At 71.0% G+C, this 18,924-nt stretch carries 18 protein-coding genes; 11 read left to right on the forward strand and 7 right to left on the reverse strand.

Annotated elements, in window-relative coordinates; translation table 11 throughout:
* The first annotated feature begins 77 nt into the window (after positions 1–77).
* Positions 78–1,646, forward strand: a complete 1,569-nt coding sequence (locus AB0M82_RS27275; RefSeq protein ID WP_364727406.1) for a beta-N-acetylhexosaminidase — start codon at positions 78–80, stop codon at positions 1,644–1,646.
* Between the two features lie 53 nt (positions 1,647–1,699).
* Here AB0M82_RS27275 and AB0M82_RS27280 read toward each other — a convergent pair whose 3' ends face one another.
* From AB0M82_RS27280 to AB0M82_RS27290, 3 genes are read right to left on the reverse strand one after another with little or no spacing between them, the layout of a single operon-like run.
* Complete coding sequence (locus AB0M82_RS27280) at positions 1,700–2,305, reverse strand: TetR/AcrR family transcriptional regulator (RefSeq protein ID WP_364727618.1); 606 nt, start codon at positions 2,303–2,305, stop codon at positions 1,700–1,702.
* A complete protein-coding gene (locus AB0M82_RS27285; protein ID WP_364727408.1) occupies positions 2,295–2,978 on the reverse strand; it encodes an MOSC domain-containing protein in 684 nt (227 codons plus the stop codon). The genes AB0M82_RS27280 and AB0M82_RS27285 overlap by 11 nt, the downstream gene beginning before the upstream one ends.
* Positions 2,979–3,004: 26 nt before the next feature.
* On the reverse strand, positions 3,005–3,919 hold the full coding sequence (locus tag AB0M82_RS27290) for a LysR family transcriptional regulator (protein ID WP_364727410.1): 915 nt from the start codon (positions 3,917–3,919) through the stop codon (positions 3,005–3,007).
* Between the two features lie 107 nt (positions 3,920–4,026).
* On the opposite strand from AB0M82_RS27290, the gene AB0M82_RS27295 reads away from it, so the two are divergent.
* Both AB0M82_RS27295 and AB0M82_RS27300 read left to right on the forward strand, forming a co-directional pair.
* Positions 4,027–5,397, forward strand: coding sequence for a M20 family metallopeptidase (locus tag AB0M82_RS27295; RefSeq protein WP_364727413.1), 1,371 nt, complete (start codon positions 4,027–4,029; stop codon positions 5,395–5,397).
* Positions 5,394–6,659, forward strand: a complete 1,266-nt coding sequence (locus tag AB0M82_RS27300) for an MFS transporter (RefSeq protein ID WP_364727416.1) — start codon at positions 5,394–5,396, stop codon at positions 6,657–6,659. Before AB0M82_RS27295 ends, AB0M82_RS27300 begins: the two co-directional genes overlap by 4 nt.
* Positions 6,660–6,662: 3 nt before the next feature.
* Here AB0M82_RS27300 and AB0M82_RS27305 read toward each other — a convergent pair whose 3' ends face one another.
* Complete coding sequence (locus tag AB0M82_RS27305) at positions 6,663–7,640, reverse strand: NAD(P)H-dependent oxidoreductase (protein ID WP_364727419.1); 978 nt, start codon at positions 7,638–7,640, stop codon at positions 6,663–6,665.
* A gap of 98 nt (positions 7,641–7,738) precedes the next feature.
* Between AB0M82_RS27305 and sigJ the strand changes: the two genes are divergently transcribed.
* Positions 7,739–8,638 carry an RNA polymerase sigma factor SigJ gene (sigJ, locus tag AB0M82_RS27310; protein WP_364727421.1) on the forward strand — a complete coding sequence of 300 codons (900 nt, stop codon included), beginning with the start codon at positions 7,739–7,741 and terminating at the stop codon, positions 8,636–8,638.
* A gap of 6 nt (positions 8,639–8,644) precedes the next feature.
* Here the strand turns inward: sigJ and AB0M82_RS27315 are convergent, their stop codons facing one another.
* The gene (locus tag AB0M82_RS27315; RefSeq protein ID WP_364727424.1) at positions 8,645–9,424 is read right to left on the reverse strand and encodes a class I SAM-dependent methyltransferase; all 780 of its coding nucleotides are present in this window, start codon (positions 9,422–9,424) and stop codon (positions 8,645–8,647) included.
* 118 nt (positions 9,425–9,542) lie between these two features.
* On the opposite strand from AB0M82_RS27315, the gene AB0M82_RS27320 reads away from it, so the two are divergent.
* The 5 genes from AB0M82_RS27320 (at position 9,543) to AB0M82_RS27340 (ending at position 13,880) form a co-directional block, all read left to right on the forward strand.
* On the forward strand, positions 9,543–10,340 hold the full coding sequence (locus tag AB0M82_RS27320) for an SGNH/GDSL hydrolase family protein (protein WP_364727426.1): 798 nt from the start codon (positions 9,543–9,545) through the stop codon (positions 10,338–10,340).
* On the forward strand, positions 10,319–10,867 hold the full coding sequence (locus AB0M82_RS27325) for a TetR/AcrR family transcriptional regulator (protein WP_364727429.1): 549 nt from the start codon (positions 10,319–10,321) through the stop codon (positions 10,865–10,867). The genes AB0M82_RS27320 and AB0M82_RS27325 overlap by 22 nt, the downstream gene beginning before the upstream one ends.
* Before the next feature lie 139 nt (positions 10,868–11,006).
* Complete coding sequence (locus tag AB0M82_RS27330) at positions 11,007–11,729, forward strand: DUF2786 domain-containing protein (protein ID WP_364727430.1); 723 nt, start codon at positions 11,007–11,009, stop codon at positions 11,727–11,729.
* 70 nt (positions 11,730–11,799) lie between these two features.
* Positions 11,800–12,870: an MMPL family transporter gene (locus AB0M82_RS27335; RefSeq protein WP_364727433.1), complete on the forward strand. Its 1,071-nt coding sequence runs from the start codon at positions 11,800–11,802 to the stop codon at positions 12,868–12,870.
* Between the two features lie 26 nt (positions 12,871–12,896).
* A complete protein-coding gene (locus tag AB0M82_RS27340; RefSeq protein ID WP_364727436.1) occupies positions 12,897–13,880 on the forward strand; it encodes a DMT family transporter in 984 nt (327 codons plus the stop codon).
* Here the strand turns inward: AB0M82_RS27340 and AB0M82_RS27345 are convergent.
* The gene (locus AB0M82_RS27345; RefSeq protein ID WP_364727439.1) at positions 13,823–15,946 is read right to left on the reverse strand and encodes an EAL domain-containing protein; all 2,124 of its coding nucleotides are present in this window, start codon (positions 15,944–15,946) and stop codon (positions 13,823–13,825) included. The two genes, AB0M82_RS27340 and AB0M82_RS27345, sit on opposite strands and share 58 nt — an antisense overlap.
* Before the next feature lie 8 nt (positions 15,947–15,954).
* Positions 15,955–16,194: a hypothetical protein gene (locus AB0M82_RS27350; protein WP_364727442.1), complete on the reverse strand. Its 240-nt coding sequence runs from the start codon at positions 16,192–16,194 to the stop codon at positions 15,955–15,957.
* A 200-nt stretch (positions 16,195–16,394) separates the two neighbouring features.
* On the opposite strand from AB0M82_RS27350, the gene AB0M82_RS27355 reads away from it, so the two are divergent.
* Both AB0M82_RS27355 and AB0M82_RS27360 read left to right on the forward strand, forming a co-directional pair.
* A complete protein-coding gene (locus AB0M82_RS27355; protein ID WP_364727445.1) occupies positions 16,395–17,693 on the forward strand; it encodes a cytochrome P450 in 1,299 nt (432 codons plus the stop codon).
* 192 nt (positions 17,694–17,885) lie between these two features.
* Entirely contained in the window at positions 17,886–18,878 is a 993-nt protein-coding gene (locus tag AB0M82_RS27360) for a LuxR C-terminal-related transcriptional regulator (protein ID WP_364727448.1), read from the forward strand.
* Positions 18,879–18,924 lie beyond the last annotated feature (46 nt).

Raw genomic sequence — 18,924 nt, forward strand, 5'->3', positions numbered from 1 at the left:
GGCTTCGTAAAGTATTGTGCCGAATGCTCCGGCTGGTCTATACCTATGCGGGGAGTCCCCCGACCGGAGGTGCCCTGATGCGCTTGTCCAGAGCCGTCCTGACCGCGGCTGTCGTGAGTCTCACGGCCGCCGGCCTGCCCGCCCCGGCGAGCGCGGGCACCCCCGCGAGCACCGAACGCGGCGTGACCGACATCGTCCCGGCGCCCGTCTCGGCGAAAGCCGACCCGAAGGCGGGCTTCCGGCTCTCGCCGTCCACCGTGATCAGCGCCGACCGCGGCGCCGGCCAGGTCGCGGACTACCTGCGCGGCCTGCTCCGCCCCGCCACCGGCTTCCCGCTGCCGGTCGTGCCGCACGCCGCGGGCCTGCCCGCGATCTCACTGAAACTGGGGCACGACTCCCGGATCGGCACTGAGGGTTACGAGCTGAAGGTCGACCGCGACGGCGTCACACTGAACGCCAACACCGCGGACGGGCTCTTCGAAGGCGTGCAGTCGCTGCGGCAGCTGCTGCCCTCCGCGATCGAGGCGAAGCACGTGCAGCACCGGACGTGGACGGTCGCCGGCGGCACGATCCTCGACTACCCGCGCTTCGGCGAGCGCGGCGCGATGCTCGACGTTGCCCGGCACTTCTTCAAGCCGGACCAGGTCAAGCTGTACGTCGACCAGATCGCCCAGTACAAGGTCAACACCCTGCACCTGCACCTCGCCGACGACCAGGGCTGGCGCATCGAGATCAAGAGCTGGCCGAAGCTGGCCACGGTCGGCGGCCGGACCGCCGTCGACGGCGACCCGGGCGGCTACTACACGCAGAAGCAGTACCAGGACATCGTCGCGTACGCGGCTTCGCGGCACATCACGGTGATCCCGGAGATCGACATGCCGGGCCACACGAACGCGGCGCAGTCGACGTACGCGGAGCTGAACTGCGACGGCAAGGCCGTGCCGCCGCGGACGGACACCGAAGTCGGCTACAGCTCGCTGTGCATCTCCTCGCCGATCACCTACCGGTTCGTCGAGGACGTCGTGCGCGAACTCGCGGCGATCACGCCCGGGAAGTACCTGCACATCGGCGGCGACGAGGCGCACGCGACGCCGCCCGCGGACTACCTCACCTTCGAGCGCAAGGTGCAGCCGATCGTCGCCAAGTACGGCAAGAAGATCACCGGCTGGCACGAGATCGCCAAGTCAACGCCGCCGACGTCGGCGATCCCGCAGTACTGGGACTTCGGCGGCGCCTCGCCGGACGTCGCGGCCGCCGCGGCGCGCGGCAACAAGATCCTCATGTCGCCGGCGAACCACGCGTACCTGGACATGAAGTACGACGCGTCGACACCGCTCGGCCAGGACTGGGCCGGGCTGGTCGAGGTGCGCGACGCGTACGACTGGGACCCGGCGACGCTCGTGGAGGGCGTCGGAGAGAACCAGGTCGCGGGCGTCGAGGCGCCGCTGTGGACCGAGACGATCCGGACCAGCGACGACATCGAGTACATGGCCTTCCCGAGGCTGCCGGGGATCGCGGAGATCGGCTGGTCGCCCAGGGCGTCGCACAACTGGGACGCCTACCGGGCCCGGCTGGCGAAGCAGGGCCCGCGCTGGGCGGCGCAGGGCATCGACTTTTACCGCAGCCCGCAGGTCGCCTGGAAGTAGCGTCAAGTCCGTGAATGTCGCATTGAGGGACTCAGAGTCCCTCAATGCGACATTCACGGACTTTCGACGGCGGTGAGGCGGGCCCGGATCGCGCGGCGGGCCAGGCGGTAGGGGCGGGAGCCGCCATTGAGGACGGCGTCCGCGTTCGCCGCGCGGCCCAGCGCGTGCAGCTCGAACGCCAGCACTTCCGCGTCGACGTCGACGTGCCCGAGCGCGACCGCGGCACGGGCCGTTTCGCGGAGGAGCGCCGCGAACGAGCCGCTCGCCGCCGCCACCGCGTCGTGCACCCGCCCCGGGCGCGCGTCGAACTCCGCGCCGACGTTGAAGAAGAAGCAGCCGCCCGGGAACACGCGTCTTTCCGAGTAGTCCAGCCACTTCTCGCAGATCGCCCGCAGCCGTGGCAGGCCGGGTTCGGCCGTTCCGGCGGGCGTCACCACGTGCGCGGTGAAGATCTCCAGCGCCGCCTCGATCGTCGCGAGCTGCAGCTCCTCCTTGGAGCCGAACAGCGCGAACACGCCGCTCTTGCTCAGCTCCAGCTCGCCGGCCAGCCTGCCGAGGGACAGCCCGGCCAGGCCGTCGACCGACGCGACGTCCACCGCCCGGCGCAGCACCAGGCGCCGGGTCGCGTCGCCGCGGGCGATCCGGCCGTCAACCGGCACGCCGCGCCCGCCACCGATCCACAGTGGACTGAACACCGGCACGACAGGACTTCGGCAGCGCCGGCGTGGCCAGCACCCGCTCCGCAAGCGCGAGGGCCTCGTCGACGCGCTCGGCGGGCACCTGCCCGAAGTTCGTGAACGCGATCACGTGCACCTCTTCGACACTCGGCGCGTCGGCTCGCTCCACGACCTCGATCGCGCCCGCCGTCGGCACCGTGCCGGGCCGCAGGACCCGCAGGTACCAGCCGGTGCGCCCGGAGTCGATCATCGCCGGGGCGACGTCCTTGCGATCGGTCTTCATCGCCAGCTTGAAGCACGGCTGCCGCGGCTGCGACACCTGCACGAGCGCGTCACCCCACGCCCAGACGTCGCCGATCCGCGCGTCGGCCTCGGTCACGCCGGTCAGGGAGACGTTCTCGCCGAACCCGCCGGGCTCGACCGCGAAGCCGTCCGCGACCCAGGCCGGGTAGTGCTCGGCGGGGTAGACGTAGACGGCCTTGTTCACGCCGCCGTGCACCTTGAGGTCCGCTTGCCGGTCACCGTCGAGGTTCAGCTCGGTGAGTGTCAACTCCGGCGCCGTGACTCGCGTCTTCGTGATCGCGCTCAGCACCGCCCGCTCCCGGCGGTACCCCAGCACGCTCGGTTCGCCCACATACACGCCCGCAACTTCCATCTCACGAAGGTAGCACGACCGTTCGTCTATTTTCCCGGTTCCGCCGGCCGCACGAAGGACACCAGCAACGCGGCGAACCGCGTCACCGTCAGGGAAAGCGTCCGGCCCGCCATCGTCTGCACCTGCGCTTCCCGCTGGCGGAACGCCGGATTGTCGAGGTGGACATAGCCGACACCCTCGGCTTCGGCGTCCCGTTCGAGATCGCCGAGCCCGCCCGCCAGCGCGACCCCGCCCCCGGCGCGCACGAACTCGTACAGCGGGCCGAGTTCGTCGCACACCAGCGCCGGGCGGACCGCGAGGTTCTCGATCCGGGCCGCGATGTCGAACAGCTCCCGCAGGCTCTGCCCGGTGGTCGGCAGCGCGAGCGGGTACCCGGCCAGCTCGGCCAGGCCGACGCGGTCGCGGCCGGCCAGCGCGTGCCCGGGCGGCACGACCGCGTACACCGGCACGACGACCGCGCTTTCCACGCGCACGCCGTGCTGCGGTCCGGTCGTGTAGGTGACGGCGACGTCGGCCGCGCCGTCGAGAACGCGCCGGGTCGCCTCCTCGCGTCCGACGACGTCGACGCGGAAGGCGACGTCCGGGTGCTCGCGGCGGAACTCCGCGATCGCGCGCGGGACGACGCGGCGGCCGAAGCCCTCGGAACACGCCACGGTGATCGACCGGGCCTGCAACCCGCGGCCGGTGCGCAGTTCGCCGAGCAGCGCCGCCGACTCCGCCTCGCTGCGCCGGACGTGGTCGAGCAGCAGGTTCCCGGCGTCGGTCGGGATCATGCCGCGCGGGTGCCGGAGGAACAGCGGCACGCCGATCCCGGCCTCGAGCTTGGTGATCTGCCTGCTGATCGCCGACGGCGCGACGGTCAGCGCGACGGCGGCCTCCGACACCGAGCCGGTGCGGGCGACCTCGAGGAAGTAGGTGAGCCCGGTGGGCAGCAGTCGCATCAGAGCCTCCTGGTTTGCCTCAATGAGAACGCCCGACGGCCAAAACGGCAATGGTCACGGCCCCGGGACCGGCTTAGGCTGCTGCGCAACCCGACCCGGGAGGGCACGTGATTCCGACCGAACTGCTTGCCAAGGCGCAGGCCCACGTCGATTCGGGGGCGTTCTTCGCCGAACTCGCCACGCTCGTGGGGTATCCGACGGTGAGCGACGCTCCGGAAGGTCGTGTTGCCATCAAGGCATACCTCGACGACGTCCTGACGCCGGCCTTGACGGCGCTCGGCTGCGCGGTGGCGACCTACCCGAATCCCGACCCGGCCGGCGGCCCGTTCCTCGTCGGCACCCGCGTCGAGTCACCCGAGCGGCCGACGCTGCTCTGCTACGGCCACGCCGACGTCGTCGGGGAGGCGGGACAGTGGAGCGACGGCCTTGACCCGTGGACGCTGACCGCGGACGGCGACCGCTGGTACGGCCGCGGAACGGCCGACAACAAGGGCCAGCACCTGATCAACCTCACCGCGCTGCGGCTGCTCCTGGCCGAGCAGGGCTCGCTGGGGTTCAACCTGAAGTTCCTGTTCGAGACCGGCGAGGAGATCGGCTCTCCCGGCCTCACGGAATTCGCGGCAGAGCACAAGGAACTGCTCCGCGCCGACGTCCTCATCGCCTCCGACGGCCCTCGCCTGGACTCCGCGACGCCGACGTTGTTCCTCGGCGCGCGCGGCAGCGTCCGGATCGCGCTCGACGTCGATCTGCGGCCCGGCTCCTACCATTCCGGGAACTGGGGCGGCCTCCTGCGCAACCCCGCCACCACGCTCGCCGCGGCCATCGCGTGCCTGGTCGACGGCCACGGCCGCATCCAGGTGCCCGAGCTGCTGCCGCCCGGACTTCCCGGCACCGTGCGGGCGGCGCTGGCCGGCGTCGTCGTCGCCAACAGCCCGGGCGACCCGGTGCCGGACAGCGGCTGGGGCGACCCGCGGCTGACCGCCGCCGAACGGCTGTACGGCTGGAACACCCTGGAGGTCCTCGCCCTCGGCGCGGCCGACGTCGACCGCCCGGTCAACGCGATCCCCGGCCGGGCCAGGGCGGTGCTGCAGCTGCGGTACGTCGCGGGCACGGACGTCGGCGGCATCGCCGAAGTCGTGAAGAAACGGCTTGCGGAGCACGGGTTTCCGATGGTCGAGGTGACCATCGACGGCAGCTTCAAGGCCAGCCGCACGCCGGTCGACGACCCGTGGGTGAGCTGGGCCAAGTCCACTTTGGACGCGGTCGCCGACCGGCCTGTCGCGCTCCTGCCCAACTTCGGCGGCGGTCTGCCCAACCACGTCTTCACCGACGTCCTCGGGCTGCCGACGCTGTGGCTGCCGCACTCCTACCCCGGCTGCCTCCAGCACGCGCCCGACGAGCACCTGCTCGCGTCCGTGGCCCGCGAAGGCGTCGTGCTCGCCACCGCGCTTTTCCACGCCCTCGGGCAACGCGGATGACCGGCACGCAGACCCGCCACCCGGCCACGACCCGGCGCGCCATCGCCGCCGCGACCATCGGCAACGCGCTCGAGTGGTTCGACCTCGCCGCGTACGCGCTCATGGCGGCCTACATCGGCAAGACGTTCTTCCCCGGCGGCAACGCGGCGATCCAGCTGGTGCAGGCGTACGCCGTCTTCGGGATCACCTTCCTGATCCGCCCGCTCGGCGGCCTCGTCCTCGGCGCGTACGCCGACCGGCACGGGCGCAAGAAGGCGCTGGTGCTGACGATCCGGCTGATGGTCGTCGGCACGCTCCTGCTGGCGATCATGCCGGGGTACGCGCGAATCGGGGTGCTCGCGCCGCTCGGCGTGATCGTCGCGCGGCTGCTCCAGGGCTTCGCGGCCGGCGGCGAATTCGGCGCCGCGACGTCGTTCCTCATCGAGCAGGACGACCGGCGCAAGGGCTTCCTCGGCAGTTTCCAGTTCGCGAGCCAGGGTTTCTCGACGCTGCTCTCGGCCGGGTTCGCGGCCGGGCTGACCGCGCTCCTGTCGAACGACGCCATGACGTCGTGGGGCTGGCGGGTCCCGTTCGTCTTCGGCCTGCTCGTCGGCCCGGTCGGGTACTACATCCGCCGTCACGTCGACGAATCGCCCGCCATGCCTTCGGAGAAACCGGCAACGTCGACGATCCGGTCGCTGTTCCGGAACCACTGGGGCGGGCTGCTGATCGCCGGCGGCGCGCTGGTCGTGTCGACGTCGCTGAACTTCATCCTGCAGTCGCTGCCCACGTTCGCCATCAAGACACTGGGCCTCGACGACTCGCTTTCGTTCGTGGCGCTGGTGATCACCGGCTTCGTGCTCACCGTGGGCACGCCGGTCGCCGGCCTGCTCGCCGACCGTCACGGCCGGATCCGGATCATGGTGACGGCGGCGGTGCTGATCGGCGTGAGCGCGGTTCCGCTCTACGTCTGGGTCACCACGGCGCCGTCGTTCCTCACGCTCACCGCCGCGATGACGATCCTGGGGCTGCTGAAGGCCGCGTACTTCGGCGCGCTGCCTTCGGTGATGGCCGACGCCTTCCCGCCGCACACCCGCGCGACCGGGCTTTCGTTCGGCTACAACGCGACGGTCGGCGTCTTCGGCGGCTTCACCCCGACGATCGCGGCGGCGCTGGTCGCCACCACCGGGTCGCCGGTCTCGCCGGGGTGCTACCTCGTCTTGACAGCCTGCCTGAGCATCGCGGCCCTGACTGTCGCCCACCGGCGCCGGGGCATCCGGTGAGCGTCAGGGTTCGAGGTCGGTCACCCCCTTCCCGGTCGCCATGTCGAACGGCACGGACGCCTGGTCGTGCACGATCACCCAGCCGTCACCGGTGTTCCGGAAGACGAACGTGGCCCGGACCCACATGCCGTCGGCCGCCACCCCGTTCGTCAGGATCCCGCTGACCCGGCCGAAGCCGTGCCCGACGGCGAGGTCGCCGCTCACCGTGACGGTCAGGTCGCGCAGCTCGTAGTCCACCTTTTCGAAGAACGTGAACACCTTCGCCCAGTTCTTCAGCTTCGCGTCGGTCCCCACGTGCTGCAGCGGCGGTTCGACGTCGAAGGACACGACGTCCGGGGCGTAGCAGCGGCGCAGCGCTTCGAGGTCCTTGTTCCGGAGCCCGTCGACGATCGCGTCGATCCGGCCCCTGATCGCGGCTTCGGCGTCCCCGCGCCGCAGCGGGGCGAGGGCGGTGCTCCACGCGACGACGTGGTCGAGCAGCAGGTCCAGCGCGGCGAGCTGGTGGTCGCCCGGCTTGAAGACCGTGCGGTTCTCGAACTCGGTCGCCAGGGGCAGCGTGACCTGCGGGGCCACGTCCGCCAGCTGCAGGGCCCCGCAGACCAGCCGCAGCTGCTCGACCGAGCGGGCGCCGCCGACACCGCCGTACGAGACGAACCCGGCGGCTTTGGTGTTCCACTCCACGTGCACGTGGTCCATGGCGTTCTTCAGCACGCCGGGAACGGAGTGGTTGTACTCCGGCGTGACCAGCACGAACCCGTCGCAGGCGGCGACGGTGGCGGCCCAGGCCCGGGTGCGCTCGTCCTGGTACTCGCCCGAGAAACCCGGTGGCTCCTCGAGGTGGGGCAGCGGGTGGTCGCGCAGGTCGATCAGCGTGAACTCGGCGTCGGTGCGCCGGGTCGCCCGCTCGTGGACCCACCGGGCCACCTGGTCCCCCACGCGGCCGGGGCGGGTGCTGCCCAGCACGATTCCGATCGTGATCATCGTTCTCCCCTGTTCGTTTCGGCTTCGACCGGTCCGACGAAGCGGCCCCGCGGAATGTCAGGCCTGACGATCGGGGACGCTGTGTCGTCGGAGGAGTCATGACCACGCCATCGGAGCCGGTCGTCGGCGAACGACGTCACCTGCTCAACCTCGCCTACCGCCTGCTCGGCTCGCTGGCCGAAGCCGAGGACGCGGTGCAGGAGACGTATGCCCGCTGGTACGCGCTTTCCCAGGAGCAGCGGGACGCGATCGCCTCGCCCGGCGCGTGGCTGACGACGGTCGCCGGCCGCGTCTGCCTGGACGTGCTCGGCTCGGCGCGGGTCCGGCGCGAGCGGTACGTGGGCGAGTGGCTGCCCGAGCCGGTGCCCGAGCAGAACGACTCGGTCGCCGACCGGATCACCCTCGACGAGTCGGTCACCATGGCGTTCCTCGTCGCGCTCGAAGCGATGACCCCGGCGCAGCGCGTCGCGCTCGTCCTGCACGACGTCTTCGGTTACGCGTTCGCCGAGGTCGCCGAGATCACCGGCCGCACCCCGGCGGCGTGCCGCGAACTGGCCTCTTCGGCCCGCCGCCGCGTGCGCGCCGCCCGGCCGGCGGCCCCGGCCACCCGGCAGGCGGACCTGGTCAGGAACTTCAAGCAGGCCTGGGAAGCGGGCGACATCGACGCCCTGGTCGGCCTCCTCGACCCCGCCGCGACCCTCACCGCCGATGGTGGCGGCGTGGTCCGCGCCGCACTGACCCCGATCGAAGGCGGCGAGCCGGTCGCGCGGTACGTCGTCGCCCTCGCCACCGGGGCCGCCGGGGCGCTGACGCTCGTGGAGCGCACGGTCAACGGCCTGCCCGGCCTGCTGCTCCAGCGCGGGAACGACCTCGCGGCCGTGTACGCCTTCGATGCCGCGGACGGCCGGATCACCCGGATCTGGGCGATGCGGAACCCGGAGAAGCTCAGCCGGTGGATCGCCGGTCCGGCGGAAGGTGCCGACGGCCGGCGCGCCTAGCCTTATTCAGGCGTCGGCTCGGGTCTTCTCCCAGACCGACACGTGTTTGGTGCTTTCGGCAGTGAGCTCCGAGCGGTCCCAGTCCGCCCAGCGGTGCTTCAGGCTCATCCCGGCGATGCGCGCCATGAGGTCCATCTCGGCCGGCCAGGCATACCGGAAGGGAATACGGCGGAACCGCCCCGTCCCGTCCGGTGACACGGTGACGTGGTTCGACGTGAACTCCTGCGTGACGACGTCGTACTGGTCGAACCCGACGTAACCGGCGCTGTCGCCGGGCGCCACCGCGAACGGGACGGTGTCCTGTCCGGGTGGCAGGCGACGCAGGTCCGGCAGGCCCACCTCGACGAGGAACAACCCGCCCGGCCGGAGATGCGCGGCCGCATTGCGGAAGACGTCGACCTGCCCGTCCTGAGTGGTCACGTTGCTGATCGTGTTGTACACCAGATAGACCATCGAGAACTGACCGGCGACCCGCGTCGTCGTCATATCGCCGATCGTGACCTCGACGGCGTCGCCGCCCGGCTTGCTCGCGAGGCGCGCCGCCATCGCCCGGCTCAGCTCGATGCCGCTCACCGGCACACCGCGAGCGGCCAGCGGCGCGGCGATCCGCCCGGTGCCGACGGCGAACTCGAGGACCGGGCCTTCGGCCAAGTCTTCGAGGACGTCCACCGCGAGCGTCACCACCTCGGGTGCGTTCGCACCGCCCGGCGCGTCGTAGCCCGCGGCCACGCTCTCGGGAAACCAGCCGTCCGCCGGGTCGTCTTCCGGATTCGCCTCACTGATCACGGTCACCGACGGTACGCCCGCGACCACGTGCTCCTCAGCCCATTTTCGAAGTAGACAGTGTCTACATCAGTTTGATAGACAGTGTCCGCAAGGTGAACCACGGGTTACGGAGACCGGAATGAGCTACCACCGTTTCGTCGTCCTCGGCGACAGCTGCGCCGAAGGCCTCGACGACCCGTACCCCGGAGAAAGCCACTACCGCGGCTGGGCCGACTTCGTCGCCGCGCGCCTCGCCGAGAACGAGCCCGGCTTCCGGTACGCGAACCTCGCCGTCCGCGGGCGGCGGCTCGACCAGATCGTCCCCGAGCAGGTGCCGGCCGCGACCCGCCTCGCACCCGACCTGGTCGCCCTCTTCGGAGGCGGCAACGACGTCATGAGCCGGGGCTGGGACGCGCGGACCGTCGCCCGCCGGGTCGACGCCGCCATCCGCGCCTGCACCGAGATCAGCCCCGTCGTCGTCACCTTCACCCTGAGCGACATCTCCCACCGGATGCCGCTCGGACACCGGATGCGGCCGCGGATCGTCGCGCTCAACGACGCCATCCGCGAAGCCGCCGTCAGCTACGGCGCGCTGCTCGTCGACCTGTGGCCCGACCAGGCCGTCACCGACTCGCGGTACTTCGGCGCCGACCGTCTCCACCTGTCCACCGACGGCCACCGCAGGCTCGCCGCCTACGTCCTCGACCGGCTCGGCCTCGCCCCCGACCCCGCCTGGCTCGCCCCGCTGCCCGGCGTCGCCGCGGACGGCGGCTGGCGCGCGGACCTGCGCTGGCTGCTGCGCGAGGTGCTGCCGGTCGCCGTGACGCGCACGCGCAACCGGCTGATCGGCCGCCAGCCCGGCGACGGCTTCCTCCCGAAGCGCCCGGACCTGCTCCCCCTGACCCGGGACGAGGCGTGGGCACCCGGCAACGCCTGATCACGACGGCGGCCGAGCTGCTCGCCGAGGAAGGCGTCGCCGCGGTGACCTTGCGCGGGATCGCCAAGGCAGCCGGGGTTTCGCACGGCGCGCCGCTGCGCCACTTCTCCGGCCGCGCCGAGCTCCTGTCCGCCGTCGCCACCGAGGGCTTCACCGAACTGCTGGACCGCCGGACGCGCCTGCCGGACGCCGGTCCGCGGGAACGGCTCACGGCCGCCTGCCACAACTACGTCGACTTCGCGCTGGGACGCCCGGCGATGTTCGAGCTGATGTTCCGCCGGGACCTGATCGACCCGGCGGAGCCCGCGCTCGCCGCCGCCAGCAGCGCGGTGTTCGACGAGTTCGCGGCACTGGTCGCCGCGGCAGGCGGGCACCGGGGCACCGACCCGCGGCTGGTCGCGGCGTCGCTGTGGGCCGCGCTGCACGGCCTCGCCCAGCTGTGGCTGTGGGGCGGGCTGGCGGGGGCGAGCTTCGCGCCGTCGCCCGAATCGGCGCTGGCCGTCACGCTCGACGCGTACCTCGACTGAGGTCGCGAATGACTCATTCGCGGCCAAGAAACCCTCGATGCAACCCTGGCCAACAGCCTTTGCCGAGCTCGTGCGCACCGGGCGACACGCGGTCCCCCGGTGCGCGCACCCGAACATCTGATCGAATAGGCTTCCCGCCATGACCGAGTCAGACCCGCAGCTCGAGCGCATCCGCAAGCTGCTGGCCAAGGCCGAGGATCCGGCGGTCACCGAGGCGGAAGCCGAGGCGTACAACACAAAGGCCGCCGAACTCGTCGCGCGGTACGGCATCGACCAGGCGATGCTCGCGGCGGCCGGCGCGAGCGACGAGATCGGCACGCTGAAGATCCCGATCAGCGACCCGTACAGCCGCGACAAGGCGAGCCTGCTGACCTCGGTGGCGTATCCGCTGCGCTGCCGGACCCTGCTGCACCGCCTCGGCCAGAAGGTCGAGAGTGTCACGGTGTTCGGCTACCACTCCGACCTCGGCCGGGTGGAGCTGCTGTTCACCAGCCTGCTGCTGCAGGCGAGCACGCAGCTGACCCGCGTCCGGCCGGACGGCTTCTTCCCCGGTGAGTCGCTGGCCGCATACCGGCGCACGTGGCTGCACGGCTTCGCCCGCGCGGTCCACGAACGGCTTTCCCTGGCCGAGCAGGAAGCCGTCCGCACGGCGACGTCCGGTGCGCGGTCGGCCGAGCTGGTCGTCCGCGACCGCGCGCAGATGGTGCAGCACGCGTTCGACACGGAGTACGGCGACCTGCGGTCGGCCGCGCCACGGCGGCTGTCCGGCAGCGGCTACCTCGACGGCCACGACGCCGGCACAAAGGCGAACCTCGACCCGTCCGCGCTCACGCGCCGGCTGAAGGCGCTCCCCACGCGCTGAGTCGCGCCGGCGGCCGCATGATCACCGGGGAGCGGACTTCCTCCACGAACGCGCTCGGTTCTGGGCCGCCGTGGCGGGCACCGTCACCCGGCGTCCGGCTCTGTGGAGCGGAATCGCCGCCGGAGTGCTGGTGCTGCTCACGGTGCCGGCCATCGGGATCCGGCTGCAGGACCCCGCACCGGCCGAGAGCCTGCCGCGCGGCATTCCCGTGATCGACGCGGCCGCACGCGTCCAGGAAGCGTTTCCCGGCGTGACGATGCCCGCGCACCTCGTCCTCTGGAACACCCGCGGCGGCCCGGTCGACACGCCCGCGCTGCGCCGGGCGATCGGCGAACTCACTTCCGCGACCCCGAAACCGGCCGTGATCGTCCCGGTGGACCAGGCGCTCGTCGTCCGGATCCCGCTCGGCGGAACCGGCAACGACGAAGCGGCGAGCCGGACGCTCACGGCGTTGCGCGAAACGCTGCTGCCGCGAACGATCGGGCGGCTCGACGGCATCGGGTACGCGGTGGCGGGCCGGACCGCCGAAGCGCACGACTTCACCGCGCAGGTGCTCGCCCGCGCGCCGTACGTCTTCGGCTTCATCCTGCTGCTCGCCTTCGTGCTGCTGCTCGTGGTGTTCCGGTCGGTCGCGGTGCCGGTGGTGTCGATCCTGCTCAACCTGCTGTCGGTCGGCGCGGCCTACGGCGTGCTCACGCTCGTGTTCCAGGACGGCTTCCTCGCGCCACTCCTGGGTTTCACGCCGTACGGCGGCGTGCTCGGCTGGCTGCCGATGTTCCTGTTCGTCCTGTTGTTCGGGCTGAGCACGGACTACCACGTCTTCATCCTCAGCCGGATTCGCGAACGACGGCTTTCCGGTGGCTCACCGCGGGAAGCGATCGTCGAAGGCACCGCGCGCAGCTCCGGCGTGGTGACGAGCGCCGCGCTGATCATGACCGGTGTGTTCAGCATCTTCCTGAGTCTCGCCGCGATCGAGTACAAGATGCTCGGCCTCGGCATGGCGGTCGCGATCCTGCTCGACGCGACGATCGTCCGCGGCGTGCTGCTCCCCGCGGCACTGGCGCTGTTCGGGGACCGGCTCTGGCGCGCTGAGGCTGTAGCAAACCTTAAAGATCCGTCCAGAACTCTTCACTTGTCCTGACTGATCATCTCCGGCACGGTGAAGGTATGAACGGTGGACGGGGTGCGCTGGTGCGCATCGGAGCGCTGGCCCTGCTATGGGGGTCTGGATTCCTGTGGATCAAGCTGGCCCTGACCGGGCTGAGCCCCGTCCACCTCACTCTGGTCCGCTGCGCCCTGGGCGCGTTGACGCTGCTGGCGCTGGCGTTCGCGGCCCGCCAACGGCTTCCCCGGGACCGCCGGACCTGGGGCAGGCTGGTCATCGCCGCGTTCTTCTGCAACGCCCTGCCGTTCGCGCTGTTCGGCATCGGGGAGCGCACGGTGGACTCCGGGATCGCGGGCGTCATGAATGCCACCACCCCGCTGTGGTCGCTGCTGATCGGCGTCGCGCTCGGCACGGACCGCCGGCTCAACCCGGTCCGGCTGCTCGGGCTGGCCCTCGGCTTCGGCGGCGTCCTGGTGATCTTCGCGCCGTGGCAGCAGGCCGGCCTGCTGAGCGCGGGCGCGCTCGCCCTGCTCGGCGCGGGCCTCAGCTACGCGATCGCGTTCGCCTACATGGCCAGGAAACTGCCACCGGACGGCGCTCCGCTGGCACTCTCGGCCGCGCAGCTGATGACGGCCACCGCGCTGACCGCGGTCGCCCTGCCCGTCGCGTCCACCGCGCCGCACCTGACGCTGACCGCCGTCGTCGCGGTGACGATCCTCGGCGTCTTCGGCACCGGGATCACGTTCTACCTGAACTACCGGCTGCTCACGGACGAAGGCCCGACAGCCGCGGCGACCGTCGGCTACCTGCTCCCGGTCGTGTCGATCGGGCTCGGGGCCCTCTTCCTGGGTGAACCCCTGACGCCCCGGGTCGTCGGCGGCATGGTGATCGTGCTGGTCGCCGTCGGCCTGACCCGGTGGAAGGCTGTGACAACCGGGGCTCCGCCCCGGGCCGGGGGCTCCGCCACCCGGAACCCCCCAAACGCAGCTCAGGTGCCGGCGAAGGGCCCCGCGAGCTCGCCCGCCGGGCTGGCGGTGCCGAAGTAGTCGCCCGTGGCCAGCTCCGCGCCGGCCGCGCGCCACCACTTCGCCTGGTCCTCGGTGTGGATGCCGTCGACGACGAGCGTCGCGCCGACCTGCCGGACCAGCGGCACCAGCGCGCCGAGGAACGTCGAGTCCGACCACGCCTGCCATTCCGCGAGCCGCCGGTCGACGCGCACGATGCCCACCGGCAGGTCCTCGATCGCCCGCAGGTCGTCGGGCCCCAGCCCGAACTCGTCAAGCATGACGTGGACACCGAGGTCGGCGAGCGCGGTGACGTTCTCGATGACGCCGGACACGGCCAGCGCGCCGGCCGGCACCCCGAGCGTCAGCTGCCCCGGCGACAGGCCGGTATCGGCCAGCAGCCGCGTGACCCGGGTGCCCAGCGCCTCGTCCGACACCTGGTGCGCGGTGAGGCCGACGACCATCGGGAGACTGAAGCCCGCGCTCTGCCGCCACCACTCGCCCTGGCGGGCCGCCGCGCGCAGCATCCAGTCCCCGAGCGGCAGCACGAGCCCGGTCGGCTCGGCGAGCTCCAGGCAGCACTCGTGCGAAAGCGCCGTCTCGTCCGGCCGGTCCCAGTGCAGGCGGGCTTCGACGCCGGCGACCTCGCCGTCGGCCAGCCGTCCCATCGGCCGGTACCGCACGCCGATCCGGCCGTTCTCCCAGGCTCCGGCCATGCCGACGGCCAGCGCCTGCGTCCGCCGGTCGTGGGCGTCGGCCTCCCGGTCGAACATCTTCCACTGGCCGCGCCGCCGTGTCTTGGCGCGCCGCAGCGTCTGGTCCGCCTGGCGCAGCAGTTCGATCGGGTCGATGCCCCGCTCCGGCCGGTGGACCACGCCGGCGCTGGCCGACAGCGCGAGCCCGTGCCCGTCGATGAAGAAGGGCTCGGCGAGTTCGTCGTTGATCGCGCGCACGATCGCGGCGATGTCGGGCGTCTCCGCCGTGTTCTCGACCAGGATGCCGAACTCGTCGCTGTGGAACCGCGCGATCATCGCCCTCTCGCGGGCCATCACCACCCTCAGCCGCTGCGCGAAGTGCACCAGCAGCTGCTCGCCGGCGCGGCGGCCGAGGCTGTTGCAGACCATGCCGAACGCGTCGAGGTCGACGTGGAACAGGGTGACGCCGTAGACCGGGTCGGCGCGGCGCAGCGCCGTCTCGAGGTGGGTGCCGAAGTACTGGCGGTTCGGCAATCCGGTCAGGACGTCGTGCAGGGCCTGGCGGCTCAGCTCGCCCCGCAGCAGCATCAGCTCGGTGCCGTCCTCGACCACGACGACGAAGTGACCGGGCCGGTCTTCGGCGTCGCGCAGCAGTGACGCGGTGAGCGAGATGCGCGCGACGTCGCCGTCGCCGCGCAGCAGCCGCTGAGACTGCCGGATCCGTTCCCTGCCACCGTCGAGCAGCGCCGTCATCGCCTCGCGGAGAAGTCCGACGGTGTCGGGGTGGACGACGTCGTACAGCACGGCGCCGGTGAGCTCGGCGGGTCCGCGCCCGAGCATCTCGGCCAGCGCCGCGTTGGCCCGCACGATCCGGCCGTCGACGGCGACCAGCGCGATGCCGCTCGCCGACGACGTCACCACCTGTTCGAAGCGCGCTTCGCTCTCCTTGAGGTTCCACTGGGCGTCCCGCACCGCCTTGAGCAGCGACAGGTGCATGGTCTCCTGCAGGCCGAGGACGCTGCGCTCGTGCGCGAGCAGGAACCCGCAGGAGAGCGCGCCCAAGGTCAGCACGATCCGCTCGGCGAAGCGGTCCGCCGGCTGGAATTCGGGCAGCGCCGCGAAGCCCTTCCCGAGGACGTCGAGTGTCGACCGCAGGCCGGGTTCGCCGACATAGCCGAGCGCCACCAGCCGCGCGCCGACCCGCTCGGCCCGTGTCGCGTCCGAGGACATGCTGTGCAGGCATTCGCACAGCGTGTCGAGCATGTCGCGAAGTTCCCGGTCGAGCTCCTCCCGGCCCGGCGACACGACGGTCACCCGGCTGAGCAGGGAGGCCCATTTCCGGGCGAGCACCGCCCGCCCGTGGTCCGGGCCGGGAACCGTAAGCCGCTCCGGGGCGTGATCAATCTTCGGCATTCGTGGTTTCACTCAGCTTCTGCGATCGATTCCGGCGTGAACCAGAATTTCATGGCGGCCGCGTCGGAGATGTCCGCCAGTCCGGACGGCCGCCATTCGCCGCAGCCGGCCAAACCCGACTCAACGATAGCGAATCCGGTGAAAAGTGTGGAAACCTGGGCTTGCGGCCGCAGGGTCACTTGATCGGGACTCCGGCTCTCTTTGATCACCTCGGTCGCTTCTTCGAGTCCGGGCCCGGTGGCACCCATTCCGGCGATCGTGTCACAGAGAACACCTTCTCAGTCGTGTCGGGCCGAAAAGATCTTAGCGATTCCTCCAGGTTCGCCCACTGCGCCATATGTGTGAGCACACACCACCCGATCGGGCACTGTCCCGTTCGACTGGATGTGCCTACCGTAGACCTTCTCCTAGGGAAATTCACCACAATGGCGCAAACGGGGAGCCCCACATGACCGTCCCGGTCGCACCGGGCCGGTGGCCCTTTCTGGGGCACACGCCGGCACTGCTGCGGCGACGCTTCGCGTTCACCAGTTCATTGCACGAGTACGGTGAAATTGTAAAACTTTACCTCGGCCCGTCGCCGACGTACTTCGTCACCAGCGCGCGGCTGACGCACGAAGTGCTGGTCACGGCAGGGACGAAGTTCCGCAAGGGCGCCATGTTCGACAAGTTCCGGCCGTTCGTCGGAAATGGCTTGGTGCTTTCGAACGGCGACTTCCACCGGCAGCAGCGACGGCTGATGCAGCCGGCGTTCCACCGCGACCGCCTGGCCGCCTACGCGGAGACGATGCGGCGCGCGGCAACCGAGCTGAGCGACTCGTGGCGGCCCGGCGAAGTGCGGCTGATCGACGAGGACCTGCAAGGCCTCGCGGTGACGATCGTCGGCGAAGCGCTGTTCTCCACGGAACTGGGGAAAGAGGCGATCGCCGAGGCCCGCCGGTCGATCTACCTGATCATCCAGCAGGGAATGGTTCGCGCGCTGTCGCCGAAGTTCGTCGAAAAGCTGCCGGTGCCCGGAAACCGGCGGTTCGACGAGGCCATCAGCCGGATGCGGGCGATCGTGCTCGAGGTGATCCGCGAGTGGCGGGCCGAGGGCGCCGACCACGGCGACCTGCTCTCGACGTTGCTGCTGGTCGGCATGACCGACGAGCAGGCGCGGGACGAAGTGCTCACCCTGCTCACTGCCGGCATCGAGACCACCGCGCTCGCGCTGGCCTGGACGTTCCACGAGCTCGGCAGGCACAAGCAGGTGGAGGAGCGGGTGCACGCCGAGGTCGACGAGGTGCTGGCCGGCCGCCCGGTCACGGTCGACGACCTCACCCGGCTTACCTACGTTCGGCAGGTGGTCGACGAGGTGCTGCGCCAGTACCCGCTCTGGATGCTGATGCGCCGCACGCTCGAGGAAGTCGACCTCGGCGGCGTGCGGCTCCCGGCGGGAGCCGAGGTGATCGTCAGCCCGCACGCGCTGCACCACGATCCCGCGTCGTACGACCACCCGGACCGGTTCGATCCCGGCCGCTGGGCGCCGGAGCGGGCGGCGCGGCTGCCGAAGGGCGCGTTCGTCCCGTTCGGGGCGGGCGCCCGGCAGTGCATCGGAAACCGTTTCGCCCAGAATGAAATCGTCATCACGGTGGCGACGGTGGCCGCGCGGTGGCGGCTGGTCCCGGTACCGGGCCGGCCGGTGCACGTGAAGTTCACCTCCGCCGCCTACCCCGACAGCCTGCCGATGACGGCGGTCCCCCGCTAGCCGGAGGTCGTTCTCCTTGCCCCGCCTTGGTGCGGAACGTCAATGGGTTTCCATGGGAACTCCTCCGTCTCTCGTGCCGGCGCGTTGCACGTCAACCGTGGCAGCTCGACTGGCGCGTCTCCATCGCTCGCCGAGCGACGAAATGCCTCCGAAGCACTCATCACGGAGCGGCGTTGGAAGGATGATGAACGGATGTCCCCGGAAGAGTCCGGAAAGCCGGCCCGGCTTCGGGTCAGCGCCGAGACGACCCAGATCCTGCGGGAGGCGTTCCACAAGATCGACGCCAACTACCGCAACGACCACTACGGCCTCTACGACTACGCCCGCGCGGTGACAAGCAAGATCGTCCCGCTGGAGCACTTCTACATCGGTTTCTTCCACGGCGCCAACCGGGTGCGCTATCCCTACGGCTACGACAACGGCATGTATTCGGATCCGGCTTCGCACACGTACGGACCACACGGCCAAGCCGCGTGGCTGCTGAAACACCGTCAGACCTACCGGATGCAGTACGACAACGGCGCCGCGCTCAACGCGGGCGTCGCGTCCGGCGACACCAGTCGCGCTTCCGCCGACGCTGTCACCACGCCGTTGTTCCGACGCGGCCGCGACGGGGAGCCGATGGTGTTCGGCATGATGTCCATGCAGAGCTACCAGCCCAACGCCTTCGACGACAACTCCGTGCGTGCCTTCGAGTGGCTGGCCGACCTGGTCGCCCGCGTGCTGTCGAAGGAGGCCGAAGACCTCGACGCACTCCGCCGGCTGCCGGCTGATGTCGACGACGCACCGCAGCTGGTCACCGCCGACCACATCGTCGAGCTGCTCTCGTCGCGCGTGGCCGACGTCCGGCAGCGAGCCCAGGACGCCCTGACAGCCCCCGACCCGGGTTCGATGCGCGAAGCCTTGCGCCGCATCGTCGCCGAGTGCCAGCAACTCCAATCGGACCTGGTGGAACTCACGCTCAACATCGACAACGGCCCCGAGGAACGCTTTCGCTCACTCACCGCCGCGGAGCAGGGTGTCGCAGTGCTCTTGAGCAGCGACCTGCCGAACGATCAGCTCGCCCGCGAGCTGGGAATCAGCTTGCACACGGTCAAAACACACGTCCGCCACATCTTGGCCAAGTACCGGATGGCCGGCCGCGGCGCCGTCGCCGACGACGTCAGGAAGCATCTGGCACGCTGATCCGTTCGCGATCCAGCCCTGAGCCGGTGTCGGGGTCGCCTACCGC

Source organism: Amycolatopsis sp. NPDC051128 (assembly GCF_040682715.1).
Lineage (GTDB): Bacteria > Actinomycetota > Actinomycetes > Mycobacteriales > Pseudonocardiaceae > Amycolatopsis.